10 protein-coding genes are annotated in these 14675 nt (G+C 61.9%); 4 read left to right on the top strand and 6 right to left on the bottom strand.

Features of this window, described 5'->3' with window-relative positions:
* Positions 1-510 precede the first annotated feature (510 nt).
* Positions 511-1311, bottom strand: a complete 801-nt coding sequence (locus QZ648_RS20060) for a Druantia anti-phage system protein DruA (protein ID WP_291998093.1) — start codon at positions 1309-1311, stop codon at positions 511-513.
* 369 nt (positions 1312-1680) lie between these two features.
* Between QZ648_RS20060 and QZ648_RS20055 the strand changes: the two genes are divergently transcribed.
* The 4 genes from QZ648_RS20055 (at position 1681) to QZ648_RS20040 (ending at position 6805) form a co-directional block, all read left to right on the top strand.
* Positions 1681-3378 carry a hypothetical protein gene (locus tag QZ648_RS20055; RefSeq protein WP_169066271.1) on the top strand — a complete coding sequence of 566 codons (1698 nt, stop codon included), beginning with the start codon at positions 1681-1683 and terminating at the stop codon, positions 3376-3378.
* Between the two features lie 77 nt (positions 3379-3455).
* On the top strand, positions 3456-4358 hold the full coding sequence (locus QZ648_RS20050) for a DUF4338 domain-containing protein (protein WP_291998092.1): 903 nt from the start codon (positions 3456-3458) through the stop codon (positions 4356-4358).
* On the top strand, positions 4355-5623 hold the full coding sequence (locus tag QZ648_RS20045) for a transposase family protein (protein ID WP_291998091.1): 1269 nt from the start codon (positions 4355-4357) through the stop codon (positions 5621-5623). Before QZ648_RS20050 ends, QZ648_RS20045 begins: the two co-directional genes overlap by 4 nt.
* A gap of 912 nt (positions 5624-6535) precedes the next feature.
* Positions 6536-6805, top strand: coding sequence for a hypothetical protein (locus tag QZ648_RS20040; protein ID WP_291998090.1), 270 nt, complete (start codon positions 6536-6538; stop codon positions 6803-6805).
* A 728-nt stretch (positions 6806-7533) separates the two neighbouring features.
* Here the strand turns inward: QZ648_RS20040 and rfbC are convergent.
* The 5 genes from rfbC to QZ648_RS20015 all read right to left on the bottom strand — a co-directional run bounded on the left by rfbC (position 7534) and on the right by QZ648_RS20015 (position 14540).
* Positions 7534-8079 carry a dTDP-4-dehydrorhamnose 3,5-epimerase gene (gene rfbC, locus QZ648_RS20035; RefSeq protein WP_291998089.1) on the bottom strand — a complete coding sequence of 182 codons (546 nt, stop codon included), beginning with the start codon at positions 8077-8079 and terminating at the stop codon, positions 7534-7536.
* Positions 8076-8963 (bottom strand): glucose-1-phosphate thymidylyltransferase RfbA, encoded by an 888-nt coding sequence (gene rfbA, locus QZ648_RS20030; RefSeq protein WP_291998088.1) that lies wholly within the window; start codon positions 8961-8963, stop codon positions 8076-8078. The genes rfbC and rfbA overlap by 4 nt, the downstream gene beginning before the upstream one ends.
* Before the next feature lie 401 nt (positions 8964-9364).
* Positions 9365-9928: a sugar transferase gene (locus tag QZ648_RS20025; protein ID WP_291998087.1), complete on the bottom strand. Its 564-nt coding sequence runs from the start codon at positions 9926-9928 to the stop codon at positions 9365-9367.
* A 170-nt stretch (positions 9929-10098) separates the two neighbouring features.
* Positions 10099-10875, bottom strand: coding sequence for a DUF3750 domain-containing protein (locus QZ648_RS20020; protein WP_291998086.1), 777 nt, complete (start codon positions 10873-10875; stop codon positions 10099-10101).
* Between the two features lie 173 nt (positions 10876-11048).
* Positions 11049-14540: an AsmA family protein gene (locus QZ648_RS20015; protein ID WP_291998085.1), complete on the bottom strand. Its 3492-nt coding sequence runs from the start codon at positions 14538-14540 to the stop codon at positions 11049-11051.
* Between the last annotated feature and the right edge of the window lie 135 nt (positions 14541-14675).

Here is a 14675-nt window from a genome sequence, read left to right as displayed (position 1 = left end):
ATTGCACCTCCGGCCGCTCACAGAACGGTGCGTGAACCTCTCGATTCACACCGCTCCCATCAAGCACACATACCTGTCTCACGACAGATAGCCTCGTTGAATTCGGCGTCTCCTCCTGTTGTCAGTTGGACGTCAAACACAACCGCTTGACCCGACCCCTTTGCTCCAGCCGCATTACACAGCCTTCAACGCTCATACAGGTCGGTCCGTCCCAGTGCTCCGCATCGGTACTCTCGCCTCGTGGTTTCTGCCACTTGTGCTTCTCCCTTGACATCGGAACGACTGGTTCCCGCAGTTCCACACAGAAGCCAGGATCAGCTTCACGCCTCCTCTACGCCGGCCGCCGCTTGCCCAGTAATCAGGTGCCCGGCAAGCTTGTCCCAGAAGTACGAGCGGCTTCTGGTTTTGACGACAAAGCTCTGGATTACGACGCCTCATCGAAGGTTCACTTTCGTTCGTCTCTCTGATCCATACCTGCCCAAGGTATTCCTTGGACTCTTGCCCCAACGCTTACCACCACGGCTCTTGACCGCAGCAGCTTGGGGTGGTTTGAGGCCCGCTCCTGAAAGCCGACCCCGAGGGACCTACCCTCATCTTCCGTGCAGCTTCAACACAGTTCGTCAGTTCATAGCGAACTTCCTTTCTGTGTACCTGCGGCACACGCTCGAAGCCCCAGTGATCGAGCCAGTCCGCGCGTGCGCGGCGCGCGAGTTGTCCGAGCACATGACTGGCAAGATGCGGCACCCGGACGTGGGGAAAGATCAGGAAGCGGCTGTTGTTCACCACCCGCGCCAGGTTCTCGCGGCGTGCCTGGGTCGTCCAGCCGATCCACTGATCGCGCACGGCCACCGCGCGGGCAGCACCGGATAGCAGGACGCAGCCCAGCCGCCGGTCGCCCGCCGTGATGAAGTAGCGTAGCCGGTAACCGAAGGCCCCCTGGAAACCCAGCGGGTGCCAACGCGCCACCAGCGCATCCCACTGCGCCACCCGGGTCGCGTCGCGAACCACTTCCAGGTACACCGGCGCGAGCGCCGACAGGGCGCAGTGCACCGCCGGCTCGGCAACGGGGACGGCGGATGCCGAGGGTGGCGCGCAACGGCGCGGCGGTGAGGGCCTCAACGCAGGCAGTACCAGCAATCCGGCCGCCTGCAAACGCTCCAGGAAGTCCAGGCAGGCGCTGATCTTCGCCGTCCCCGTCAGGGTGGTCCAGCCCAGGTGCTCGCACACCGTCGCCGCCAACTCCTTGCGTGCCAATCCCGGCAGCCACGCGACCGTCGCGCAGAGCTCGGCAATCTCCCTAGCGCTGAACACGCGACCACAGTGCACCCATTCCCCCAGCCCTGAAGCATGAGTGCTGCAGCCCGGTATTTTCAAGGCCTGACGGTGGGTAGCAAAAAAAAACCTTCGCACAAGGGGGCTAGGCTTTTCCCAAGACTGCGCTTGGGAAAAGAGGTTCTCCTGCGGAGAACAGCCGCGAACTGAGTTGTCGGAATGGTGCGGTCCTGACGCCATGGGATGGGTATTCGTGATGGTACGCAGACCGTGCGAGGGGTGCCACACTCAGGGGTGGTTCCGGGCAAACAGAGGGTCACGCCTCGCCGGGCGAAAGAAAAGAATCCCGTTCGCGCCGCGCCTGTCAAAGGATGACGGGATTTTCCGGTGCCCACCGAGGTTCTTGCGATGAAACAAGCCGATGACTTGTCCGCGTATTACGAAGAGCTCCTTGAAGGTCGTTATGACTGCATCGATCGCATCGTGCTCAATGGCTACTTTCCCCTCGGCCAGCAAGGGGGCGCTTTCCGTACCTGGTGGCGAGCGCTCACCGGATCGGACGCGACCCTGGATGCGGATCACCTGATGCAGATGGCCGGGCGCTTCAGCCGTCGGGTTCATGCCTGGGCCAAGGAGCACGACATTCCCCTGATCCATTGCCCTCCCGATCTGCGCAAGCACGAGTTGGCCGAGAAATACCTACCCGCGGATCCGCAGTTTCGCGGCCTGTTCCTGATCCTCGTCGCCAAGGCACCTGCCCTGGTCTGGGAGGTGACGACCTGCAAGAACGGTTCGCCCCACCTGGAGCGCAAGAAGCCCTGGCCCTACGTCAATCATTACCACTTTCACCTGATCGACCCCGAGTGGGGTCACCTCACCATCAAAATGAGTGGACATCCGCCTTTCGGTGTCCAAATCATGCTCAACGGTCACGAATGGGTCGAACGGCAAGCCCGCGCGCAGACCATCTCCTTGGAGAAGGAGGGTAACTGCTTCGTCGGGGGTTCGTTCCAGGCTTTGGATCAGCTCGCAGATACCTTGTGCGATGAGCACGCCATAGGGCGACTGGCCGAGGTCTGTGACCGTTGGGTGTACTCGAGCTGCCTGTGCTTCGCTCTGACGATCGAGGAGCAAGAGCGCAGCCGCTTTCGGTACCGCTACTCGGTCTATCAGATCGAGTACAGTCGCAATCTCTTGTTCGTTCGTGGCAACACCCTGGATGCGATCTTCCAGGGCTTGATCGATCGTACCCGGCGTCTGCTCGACGTGCCGGTCCTGCGCACGCTATTCGGCCGCAAACAAAGACCCCGCTGGCGTACCGACAGAAGCCACGGCGTGGCTCGTATCGTGGATCAGTCTGCCTACGACCTGACGGTCTTCAAGGTACATTTCGGAGCGCTGACCCTCAAGCTCTACGACAAGGGAGCGCGCGTGCTGCGCGCCGAGGCCATCGCCCACAACATCAAGGAACTGCGCTGCGGGCGTTCGCTGGAGAAACTCTCGATCATGCTGGCCAAGCTCCAGCACATGGCGATCGACTTTCTCAACGCCATGCAGGCCGCACATGTCAGCTTCCTTCCCGATGGCGTGCTCGACTCCCTCATCGAACCGACCGAGCGCGGCAATCGCCGCTTGTCCGGCGTCGATCTACAAAAGCCGCGCATGCGCTCTGTCGCCGAAGCCGTCCTGCATCTCGCGCCCAATCCCGACGGGTTCACGGTACAAGAGCTTGCTGACGCAGTGCGTCCTTCGCTGCCTGAAGTCGCCCGCGACGGCTACACCGGGCGTCAGGCCGCCTACGATCTCATGAAGTTCCGTGGCAAGAAACTCATCGAGCGCATCGCCACAACGCGCCGCTACCGGCCCCATCCGACGGGCATCAGCATTCTGGCTGGCTGGCTCATCCTGCGCGAGAAAGTCATCAAACCCGTTCTCGCCGGCGCCGGCAAACCACACCTGGGACCCCCACCCAAGAACATCCAGGCCCTTGACCAGCACTACGAAAATCTCCAGCGCCAGTTGCGCAGCACCTTCGACACCCTGCACATCACCGTTGGTCCTGGCACCTACATTAACACCAACATGTTTGCGTCAACACCCGCTTAAGCGCCTAGACAGTTGGGCGGACTTCTGGCAGGATAGGTGGAGCGTAATCAAATTGCGCTTCAGCCGGAGGTTTCACGATGGTTGCAACGAGTGCGGGGGAATGGGTGCACTGCGGTCGCGTGTTCAGCGCTACGGAGATTGCCGAGCTCTGCGCGACGGTCGCGTGGCTGCCGGGATTGGCACGCAAGGAGTTGGCGGCGACGGTGTGCGAGCACCTGGGCTGGACGACCCTGACGGGGACGGCGAAGATCAGCGCCTGCCTGGACTTCCTGGAGCGTTTGCAGTCGGCCGGATTGCTGGTACTGCCTGCGTTGAGGCCCTCGCCGCCGCGCCGTTGCGCGCCACCCTCGGCATCCGCCGCCCCCGTTGCCGAGCCGGCGGTGCACTGCGCCCTGTCGGCGCTCGCGCCGGTGTCCCTGGAAGTGGTTCGCGACGCGACCCGGGTGGCGCAGTGGGATGCGCTGGTGGCGCGTTGGCACCCGCTGGGTTTCCAGGGGGCCTTCGGCTACCGGCTGCGCTACTTCATCACGGCGGGCGACCGGCGGCTGGGCTGCGTCCTGCTGTCCGGTGCTGCCCGCGCGGTGGCCGTGCGCGATCAGTGGATCGGCTGGACGGCCCAGGCACGCCGCGAGAACATGGCGCGAGTGGTGAACAACAGCCGCTTCCTGATCTTTCCCCACGTCCGGGTGCCGCATCTGGCCAGTCATGTGCTCGGGCAACTCGCGCGCCGCGCACGCGCGGACTGGCTCGATCACTGGGGTTTCGAGCCCCTGTTGCTGGAGACCTTCGTCGATCCGCGTCACCATGCCGGCACCTGTTACCGTGCCGCCGGTTGGCAGTTACTCGGGGAGACCAGCGGGCGCGGGCTGGCTCGCCCCGGCCAGTCGTATCACAGCACGCCCCGCCAGGTGTGGGTCAAAGCGCTGACCTCGGATGCTTGCGCCTCGCTGTGCGCCGCGCCGGGGAGCCCGCGGTCATGAGCAAACCTTGCCGTCGCCCGACACGCGTTGCCATCAAGAAACTGCGCTCGGAGAAGAAACGGCAGGAGAAGGTACTGAACGCCAAGCTGCGCGCAACGGGACAAGTCCCCCACTCAGCCGCTCCCTTGCCCAACAGACGCTCGCCCTTCGCGACCGTCGACGAGGAACAAAAGGCCCGCGAGGACGCCGTGAGCAAACAGATGCGTCTCCTGCGCAAAGAGTTGCCCGCCTTGCTCGGTCAGCTGGAACAAATTCCCGACCCGAGAGACCCCAAAAAGCGCCGCCACAAGCTGACCGCGCTGCTGCTTTACGGTCTGCTGATGTTCGTCTTTCAGTTCTCCTCTCGGCGCGAGACCAACCGCGAAATATCCCGTCCCCAGTTCATGGCCAACCTCCACCTGCTGTTCCCGGAGATCGATACCCTGCCACACGCCGACACCCTGTTTCGGCTGCTGCGCGACATCGACCTTGACCACCTTGAGCAGGCCCACGTCGATCTGGTGAAGCGGCTGATCCGCGGCAAGAGCTTCCGCCGCTATCTGATCAACCACTGCTACCCCATCGCCATCGACGGCTCGCAGAAGGTCGCCGGCGACACCCTCTGGGCGGAGGAACTCCTGCAGCGCACCGTCGGCAAGGAGGAAACCCGCCACACCCAGTACTTCGTCTACGTCCTCGAGGCCAGCCTTGCCTTCCACAACGGCCTGGTCATCCCACTGCTCAGCGAGTTCCTCGAACACGCGCTGGGCGAACCCGAAGCGCAAAAGCAGGACTGCGAGCTGCGCGGCTTTGTGCGCTTGAGCGACCGGCTCAAGACGCTGTTCCCCCGCCTGCCGATCCTGCTCCTGCTCGACGGCCTCTACGCCAACGGGCCGGTGATGCAGCGCTGCTTGCGCGCCCACTGGCAGTTCATGATCGTGCTCAAGGACAAGGATTTGTCCACGGTCTGGCAGGAGTTCCGCGCGCTCCACGCCCTGAAGCCACAAGTCATGCAGCGCGGTTGGGGAAGACGCCGACAACACTTCAGTTGGGTCAACGACATCGACTACGCCTTCGCTGCCAACGGGCGTCAGCGTCTCAAGCTGAACCTGGTGGTCTGTGAGGAAAGCTGGGAGAAGATCGATGAACAGGCCAGGACCGTCACCGAAACATCGCGCCACGCCTGGCTCTCCAGCCAACCGCTCAGCCAAGACAATGTCCATGAGCGCTGCAACCTCGGTGCCCGCCACCGCTGGGGCATCGAAGCGGGCTTCCTCGTCGAGTAGAGTCGAGATGTGGCGCGGTAGCATTAGGTTCGGCTTGTCCGTTACCGTCCCTTTCGTCTGACGGTGCCCAAGTAACCGGGCCATCGCCCCGTTTCCACATCCCGCTCATCGAACCGGACAGGCGGATTTCCCGCATCCGGCTCTCGGACAAGACATCACGCTTTCGCCCACGGAAGGTCATGGGTTCTGCTTACCGGCAAATTGACCAGCCCCAGCAGTTTGCTGGGCACTGATTGGGGTAACGCCTCCCCCTTGCCAAGAGCCTTGCACAACCACTGACGTAGCCGCGACAAGCATGGATATTGATCCCATGACTTGCTGGCGACGCCAGTTTCCCGAGCACGTGTTCAGTACCCGAGTTCTTCCTTCACTTCGGCATGTAACGCTTTCCACGGTCTCTGAACTCTCCGGAGTGTACAGGGTTGCCCCAATCTCCTGTCCCTTTCCGCTTCTTGCGTTAGTCTTGAACTGAGGCCCCTTTCCTCCATCGGCATTACCCGACTTCAACGGTACTACGGGCCTCTCCGCCACCCCACCTCGCCCGGCCTGTCCCTCGCGGGCGTCCGGTTGGTCTTGCGCTTGACCACGTGATGGGGCTTCCCGTGTTGCGTCTGTCTCCCTCTTCCACACATGCCGTCACCATTACCCCGGCGGAACCCCAGGCTGCGTTTCGCTCGCATTCACCTGTGACAACGGCCTTCCCCGTAGTTTCGCCGGGTCGGCTTCCGCATCACCCTTTTCGAGGCCTGCTCAGTGTTCAATCAAATTACGGCCTGCGTGTTCGCCAAGTTCCTTAAAGAACCCTCTACACCAGAGGCTTCAGCCGCTTCGTTACCTCCACGACTGCTCCAGTTGCTACCGGCCGGAGCGAAAGTTGCCGGGCGGGATTCGCACCCGCTGAAAGACAGCGCCTTGGCACGGCGCACAAAACATCAGGGCTACCACTACGAGCATGCCTTTGCCCTCGACTGGAATGCCATGAAAGGCTATCACCTCCTCATGCGCCTGGCGCATGTGTTCAATACCCTGGCACGCTTCACCCGACAGCTACGCGATCTCTATCAGCAACTCGGCGTGCGCGGTGCCATCGCCTTCATCCGAAGCTCCTGCGCCGCCCCCTGGCTCGACCCAGCACGCATCCGCCTACTCCTCGCCGAACCGTTCCTGCTGCAACTCGAATAACCTTGCCCGCACCCGCTCAAGACCTCTTCTCAAGCCCGGCGTACTCCGCGTCGGGAAAGGCTCGCCTGGCGATCGTAACGGAGTCTAAAAAACCTTTCGACATCCTCCTGACTGACTCCATGCCCCCCGTCCTTCGCCGCTAGCCAACCGCGAACTGCCCGCCTCGGCGGCGAAAGTAGGCGCTGCCGGCAAACAGGGCCGGTTCAGCAGGGTCATGCGTCAGCGCTGCCATTCCCCCGCACTCGTTGCAACCATCGCAAAACCTCCGACTGAAGCGCCGATTGATTACGCTCCACCTATCCTGCCAGAAGTCCGCCCGGCTGTTTAGCCCTCTTGCGCGAAGGTTTTTTCTTGCTACCCACCGCCAGGCCTTGAAAATACGGGGCTGCAGCGTTCATGCTTCAGGGCTGCCTACTGAAGCATTTTCACCGTGTCTATTTTCCAGTGCACAAATATCCTTTGCGCATGTTCGGAGACTCGCGAATCGGTATGATCCTGGAGTCGGCATTGTTGGCGAGTGGCAGCAGGGGCTCCGCGCGGACGCAGGATTATTTTCCAGTCGTCGATGACTTCGCGCAGGGCGGTATGTTCATCCCTCTGACGCCCCTCGCGAAGGTGCAGCTACCGCTTGACCTCGGCAGCATAGTGCTCGGGCAGCGCTTGCAGCAGCGGACCGGGCCACACCGCTTAGATGGCGATCGCGTGCGGGTTGGCGGGAAGATTCCGCGTCAGGCAAAGGTTTCTGCTTCGGAAAGGCGCTTGGCAGCAGCGTCCTTGGCGGCAAGCTTGGGTTCGCCCTCGATGGGCCAGTCGATGCCCAGCGCAAGGTCATGCCACAACAGACCGCGCTCGTATTCCGGGGCGTAGTAGTCGGTGGTCTTGTACAGGAACTCCGCCGTTTCGCTGAGCACCAAAAAGCCGTGCGCAAAGCCCTCTGGCACCCAGAGCTGTTTCTTGTTTTCTGCGCTCAGGAGTACACCGACCCAGCGGCCAAAGGTTTGCGAATTTTTGCGTAGGTCTACCGAAACATCGAAGACTTCGCCCTGCACGACGCGAACGAGCTTGCCTTGCGGCTTCTCAAGCTGATAGTGGAGCCCGCGCAGGACATTCTTCGCGGACTTGGAATGGTTGTCCTGAACGAACTCGCGCTTCAGACCGGTGGCTTGCTCGAAGGCACGGGCGTTGAAGCTTTCGAAGAAGAAGCCTCGCTCGTCACCGAATACTTGGGGTTCGAGGATGACGACATCGGGGATGGCTGAGAGGGTGGCCTTCATCCGAACACCTCTTGCTTGAGCAGGCCAAGCAGGTATTGCCCGTAGCCGTTCTTGGCCAGTGGCTGGGCGAGCGCTTCGAGCTGTTCGCGGCTGATCCACTTCTGGCGCAAGGCAATTTCTTCCGGGCAGGCGACCTTGAGGCCCTGGCGCTTTTCGATGGTGGCAATGAACTGGCCCGCTTCGAGCAGGCTGTCGTGGGTGCCCGTGTCGAGCCAGGCGTAGCCGCGGCCCATGATCTCGACGTTGAGTTTGCCCTGATCGAGGTAGAGGCGGTTGAGGTCGGTGATTTCGAGCTCGCCGCGCGCTGAGGGTTTCAGGTTGCGGGCGAAGTCGACGACCTTGTTGTCGTAGAAGTACAGGCCGGTAACGGCGTAATTGGATCTCGCTTGCTTGGGCTTTTCCTCGAGGTTGAGGACCTTGCCAGCCACGTCGAATTCAGCAACGCCGTAGCGTTCCGGATCATGCACGTGGTACGCGAAGACGGTGGCGCCGTCAGGGCGCAGGTCGGCATTGCCAAGGATCTGATGAAAGTCGTGGCCATAGAAGATATTGTCGCCGAGGACGAGCGCCGAGCTCTCGTTGCCGAGGAAGTCGGCGCCGATGATGAAGGCCTGGGCGAGACCGTCCGGGCTGGGCTGGACGGCGTATTGCAGGTTGATGCCCCACTGGCGACCGTCAGCGAGCAACTGTTGGAAACGCGGCGTATCCTCGGGGGTGGAGATGATCAGGATGTCCCGGATGCCGGCCAGCAGCAGGGTGCTCAGCGGGTAGTAGATCATTGGCTTGTCGTAGACCGGCAGCAACTGCTTGGAGACGGACAGGGTAGCCGGGTGGAGACGGGTGCCGGCGCCGCCGGCGAGGATGATGCCTTTGCGTTGGGTCATGAGGATTTTTCTCCAGGACTTCGGTTGGCATGCGTGCGACGCCGCTTTTCCAGCAGGGCTGTTTCAGGCCGCAAGAGGAAAGAGGGTTGTCGTTTTCGCCTATTCAAGCCAAGCGCGAGTCAGTTCCGGCGCTACCGATACCACGGGACGGTCTTGCCAATGCCGTTAGCGAGAATCACCGTCTTCGGCCCGGCGAAAAGTCGCTATTATCCCATTTTCGTCGCCCTTACGGCCATGACCTGTCCAGACACCCCGGATCATGAAAGTCATGACCGCCCCCTCCCGTCGTCCCCAGGCCCTTCTCGCGCAAGGTGAGAGGGAGAGTCGAGAGTCGCGTAGGCGACTTTCACATTGACGCTCGCGACACTGCGCACGACCCAGCCGAAATAGACAGCCACCCATCAGTGCGCCACTCCATCGCGCCGCGCAACCTTCACAACGGTCAACCACAAGATAGAGATATCGAAGCCGAGCGACTGACGGCGAAGGTATTCCGCATCCAGCTTCACCTTTTCGGGAATTGGCAGCTCGTCCCGCCCATTGACCTGCGCCCAGCCGGTCAGTCCCGGCAAAAGCTCGTGCACAGCGCACTTTGTGCGCAAGGCGATCAAGTCCTCCTGATTAAACAACGCAGGACGCGGACCAACGAAACTCATCTCCCCTTTCAGGATGTTCCAGAGTTGAGGCAGTTCATCGAGACTGCTCTTGCGCAGAAACGAGCCGATCGGCGTCAGGTGCGCGTCGGGGTTTTGCAGTAGATGAGTGGCCACTGCAGGCGTTCCCAGTCGCATGCTGCGGAACTTTGGCATGCGGAAAATGCGGTTTCCCTTGCCAACCCGGTCAGACCAATACAACGCAGGGCCGGTAGAAGTCAGACGTACCAGTATGGCAATCGCCACAAGGGGGAGCGCCAGAACAAGCGCGGCAACAACACTCAGCAAGAAATCGAAGGAACGCTTGGCCATCTGTCAGTCAATAAACTTCCATGACGAATTGTAAAATCGGAACCGGAACAGCAAGCCGTTTTTTCACGCGCTTTCCTTGCCTGCCTGCAAAACTGCTCGCCCGGCTACGGGACATTCACCGGCCATGACCAACACCATCGCTGGGCCAAGCCCGGCCTCTCGGCCAGCCGTCAATCGACTTCCGACATCCCCACTCGGCCGACCCCCGGCAGCTTGAGCGCCGGCGGCGAGAGATCGATGCCGAGCGACAAGCCGAGCAGGTTCACCTCGATGCCCTCTTCGGCGGCGATCGTCGCACCGATCAGGCCGACCAGGGAAAACTGCAAACCTCCGCCACTCGGTGCGCTGGCAACGAGGCCGCCCTCCGGCAGGTAGTCCTTGCCGATTGCCGTCGGTGGCAGGTCGAGATGGAGCTCCGGAACGGCTCGGCCCAGGTAGGCAATGAAGGTATTGCTGTTCGGACCAGGCCACAGCCGATATTCGTGATTATGCGGATAGGCACGCGCCGCTGTGTGCAGGCGCGCAATCAGCGTGTCCACCTCGGCGCCGCCACGGAGCTGGCGAATCAGCGTTGGCTCGCTGCCGTACCAATAGCCGTCAGCTTCTCCTTTGTGGATGCGCACCGCATCCATGCCCCGGCCTATGCCCCAGCCGACCACCTCCAGACGGGTGTAGCGGTCGGCGTCACTTTCCTTGGTGGCGATCCAGGTATGCACTCCGAACACGCCGCGCCAACCGAAAGCGCGCGCCGCATAGACCTGGATCAAGGCCTCCGGCGTGTTGCGTGCATCGGGCGCCTGCCCGCTGCTATCGTGCCGGGCGCTACGCCAGTCGCCAGGGCGGCTGTCGTCGCTCAAATGCCGGCTGAGCGCCACACCCACCGGGACGACCAGCAGCAACAGCACAGCCAAGGCAAGACGTAAGGGCCAAGATGCCGTGATTCTCATCTGCAACAACCTCCTGACCACCAGCATACAGGCCATTGGTACATTCCAGTCGCCTTTGCTTCGCGGCCGCCAAATTCGCACCCTCGAAGGCGCCGACTCGCTCGCCCGTTCCTGTTCGCCGACTTGCGCAACGCGGTACACATTCTTTTCTGCGGTCAGAACCCGGGCACATCCTACGTGCTTCGCGAAAGGCGAAGCTTGCGTGCCTCCTCCTCGATCTTCGCGCAAGCCCCAGGCGAGCTGATCCAGCGATCCCAGAGACTGCCGGCGAGCAGCGACGCTCCGAAGGTGGCAACGGCAACACCTCCTTCAACCGCGGCGTTGGCGACATCGAGATCCAGCGCCGGGGCTTGCAAGGTGCCGCCCAGCTTGATGAAGGGCTTGATCAGGTCGCCGGCACTGAAGCCGACCCCTTGCAGCGGTGCGACTCTGAAGGTGAAGTCGATCTTCTCCGAGCGCAGGTCGATCGTTCCTCGCGACACAACGGAAAGCCGGTCAGTTTGCAGAACCACCGCTGGCGCAGTCTCGACGCGCCCCTTGCGCGCCTCGAGATAAACGCCGGCGCAGCTCAGGGTCGAGTAGGTGTTCTTTTTGGCAAAGGGATTGAGCGTGCTGAACAACTGGGAGGCGAAATCGCCGAAGAGCACGTCCATGTCCAGCGAGCGAAATTGCCCCGGGGAACTGCGCAACCAGAAATAGCCGTCAAGGCCTGCGGCCAAGGCGCTGACGCTGTTCCCACTTGCGGAAAAGTGACTTTCGAGGGTGTGATGCGGGAGCCTGGCTTCATCCTCCTTGGCCATGCCGCGGACAAAGAAAATCACATCACTCGCCTTGAGCTGCCCCTTGACGGCCGGCTGCTTACCCCGAACATCGAGCGTGAAGTTTGCCGTCACTTTGCCCTGCCGCCCCTGACCCTGCAGTTGTTTCACCGCCAGCAGTCCGTCTTGAAGAGTGGCGGCGGCGTGAACATCACGTAGCTGCTGTTGCGTACCTTCCACCTTGGCAAGCGACGCCAGCAGTGTGCCGTCGAAGGTACGCAGCACGTCCAGAGGCAGCGCTTCGTCCGAAAACAATTTGCCGCTCTTGTCGTCTGCCTGCGCTTTCTGGCCCCCTCTCGCCTTATCGACCCCAGTCGTCGCCTGCGCCACAACGCCCTGAGGCTCGCGCAGTAGATCGAGGGCCAAATAGTCGGAGCGCACGTCGAGATCGATACGTGGCCTGGCCGCGGTGCTGATGCGCAAACTTCCCTTGAGGTCACTGTTGCCAAGGGTGGCCTGAAAATCGTCCATGCGCGCGCCATCCTTGCTGCCGGTCATGGTGCCGCTGACCGCGAAGGGCAAATCGACCACGGGCCACGCCGTCAGGCTGCCAAGCGCCGACAATTTCGGCCCCTTCAGCGACAGGCGGAGAGCATCGGCCGACAAAACCGGTTTCAAGACCAGCTTGCCGGCGAGAGCGATAGTGGCCTCCGCGAGTTTGCCATCCAGTCGCTCGATTTGAACACTGGCCGGGTCAGCCCTGCCCTTGGCTTCGACGCGAAAGGCAACCGGCGCGGCGACGTAGCCAGGAGTGGCCGGCAAGGAGGCGCGCAGATCGCTGCCGGCGGCAATCAAATCGAAGCTGATGCGTTCTGGCTCGCGAGGCCAGCCCGTCGACAGCCGCCCGGTCAAAGTGCTATCTGCCAGCGCGAACTGCAGATCCTTCAGCACCATTCCCTGATCGGACATTGCCAAAGTGGTACTCAACGAGAACGCCGCCGCCGGCACCCCCTCCAGAATCTCCGGTTTGAGGAGCGCGGCAAGGCTCCCGCCCTTGGCCGTGACCCTGGCGTCCACCCTTGGCGCTTTTTTTTTCCCAAAATCAAGCGAACCATCAAAGCCAAGCACGCTGTTTCCCGCCTGTGCGTCCTTGCTGTTGAACTGCAGCCGAGAACCCTGGAGCCGCAATTTGCCGCCAAGCGCATAGGGGCCAACGGGAAAATAAGCGGCTTTCTCTTCGCCAAGGAGGAATCGCGCCAGGCGATACAGGTCCGTGCCTCTTATCTGCGGTTCCAGTTCAACAAGCGAGTCGGCAGGTCGGAAGTCGATCTGCCCGCTGGCGGACAAATGATTGTCGGCAATGTCCGCAGCAAAGCTGTCGATCCGTAGCTGCTCCGAAAGCAGCGCCAGCTCGCCGTTCAAGCGTGCAGGAAGCGGTCCCTCCGCGGGCAAAGGGATACCACGCGCCCGTGCCAGTTCGCGCAAGTCCGCAGAGCCGGCACGATAGCTGAAGGTGGAACCGGCGAGATTCTTGCGGTCGCTCAGCTTGCCGGACACCTCGCCGGCGATATTGCCGAGGGCGAAGTCGCCCTGCAAGTCGTTGCTACCACCGCCCCCCTTGCGCTTCACGCTGGCTTTGACCGTCAGTGGCAATGTCGGCAAGGACGGCAGCGATAGCAGCTTGCCGAAGCTCTGCAAGTTGGCCACCTTGGCGTCAATATCGAGATCGAGGTCGCCGAGTTCCGGCCAGCTGGACGCCGCGCCTGATGCCTTGATCAGCAAGCCTTCGCTGGCGTACGACAGCTGCCTGACGTGCAACTCCTTGCCATTCCGACTGACATCGACCTGCAAGGAGTAGGGTTCGTTTGGCAGACGAGCGACGCCAAGCAGCTTGCCGAAGGCAGCCACACCGGGACCATCCGAGTGCAACAGCAGGGAGAAATCGTCTAGCGAAGAGAGACTCGTCGTCGTCAACTTGCCATCCAGCTTGAAGGCGCCAAAGTTGCCCTTCAGCGTACCGTCCAGATGCTCTTCGACAGGCGTAATCCCGGCGTGCAGCTCGATGCTGCCGGTGGTCAGTTCGGGAAGCACGAGGGTACGCAAGACGTCAGCAGCGTCGGCCGCGAAAAGATCGACACTCATGCGCGGCGCTCTCGGATCGCTCAGGCGATCGAGATGGCCGCTCGCTTTCAGGCTGACATTCGGCCCTTCGAGATTGAAGTCGTAGTTTATCGCCCCCCCGGCGATGAGCTCGTGGAAAGGACCGACGCGACCGTTTACCTTGATCGGGCGCTTGTTGATCACGGCGTCGGTGCTGATCAGCAGCATGTCTTCCGCATCTTGTTGCTGGCTTGCCTGGACAAGTTCGACAAGCAACTCGTCAGTCATGCCGGGGTGACGGACGCGGAACTGGACATTGCGCAGTTCGGTTTGACCGAGAACCAGGCGCAGCGGAGATGAGCGCTCGTCAGATTTGCTCCTGTCACTGCCCCCCATTGTCCAGTTGAACTGCCCTTCTTCACCCCACTCGAAGAACAGCTTGGCGTCGTCAGCCTGCGCCTTGCTGATCACGATCGGGCCGCGAACAAGACTCCAGAGGTCGATGGAGAGCGACAGATTCCTCGCCGAAAGCATGTCCGGCTGCTTGCTCCATGCCGGATTCAGCCAGCGAATATTGGCAGCACGGACGGTCGTGATGCGACCGAAACTGATCGCCAAATCGCCGTCTACGTGGAAGGGGCGATCGCTCAGGGCGCTGACGCCTTTTTCGAGCGCCACGCGCATGCGCTCACCGTCAAGCACAAACCAGCTCGCGGCGCTGATCAGGGCCAGAATCAGCGCCGCCAGTGCGAGCAGGACGTACCTTGCCCAACCACGCTTGGCGTTCAACTTGGTTGTCTTTTGCATGGCAGTGATCGGACAGGCCTCATGTATTGTCGGGGGCACGCTCGAGCGGTGGCTAATCCAGCGATCGACCGGCAGGTGCAGCGTTCGCGGACTTTGAGCGGACTTCGGCGCCTGCCGCTCCGTTAGCGGAGGCCA

It is taken from the genome of Candidatus Accumulibacter sp. ACC012 (assembly GCF_907163155.1).
Lineage (GTDB): Bacteria > Pseudomonadota > Gammaproteobacteria > Burkholderiales > Rhodocyclaceae > Accumulibacter > Accumulibacter delftensis.
The sequence above is the reverse complement of the archived record's forward strand: the minus strand, read 5'-3'. Positions and strand labels throughout refer to the sequence as shown.

What these genes read in the sequence shown, in the direction of transcription:
- QZ648_RS20055 (WP_169066271.1), top strand. Translation starts at nt 1,681, where the DNA reads ATGAAACAAGCCGATGACTTGTCCGCGTATTACGAAGAGCTCCTTGAA.
- QZ648_RS20050 (WP_291998092.1), top strand. Translation starts at nt 3,456, where the DNA reads ATGGTTGCAACGAGTGCGGGGGAATGGGTGCACTGCGGTCGCGTGTTC.
- QZ648_RS20045 (WP_291998091.1), top strand. Translation starts at nt 4,355, where the DNA reads ATGAGCAAACCTTGCCGTCGCCCGACACGCGTTGCCATCAAGAAACTG.
- rfbC (WP_291998089.1), bottom strand. Translation starts at nt 8,079, where the DNA reads ATGAAGGCCACCCTCTCAGCCATCCCCGATGTCGTCATCCTCGAACCC.
- rfbA (WP_291998088.1), bottom strand. Translation starts at nt 8,963, where the DNA reads ATGACCCAACGCAAAGGCATCATCCTCGCCGGCGGCGCCGGCACCCGT.
- QZ648_RS20025 (WP_291998087.1), bottom strand. Translation starts at nt 9,928, where the DNA reads ATGGCCAAGCGTTCCTTCGATTTCTTGCTGAGTGTTGTTGCCGCGCTT.
- QZ648_RS20020 (WP_291998086.1), bottom strand. Translation starts at nt 10,875, where the DNA reads ATGAGAATCACGGCATCTTGGCCCTTACGTCTTGCCTTGGCTGTGCTG.
- QZ648_RS20015 (WP_291998085.1), bottom strand. Translation starts at nt 14,540, where the DNA reads ATGCAAAAGACAACCAAGTTGAACGCCAAGCGTGGTTGGGCAAGGTAC.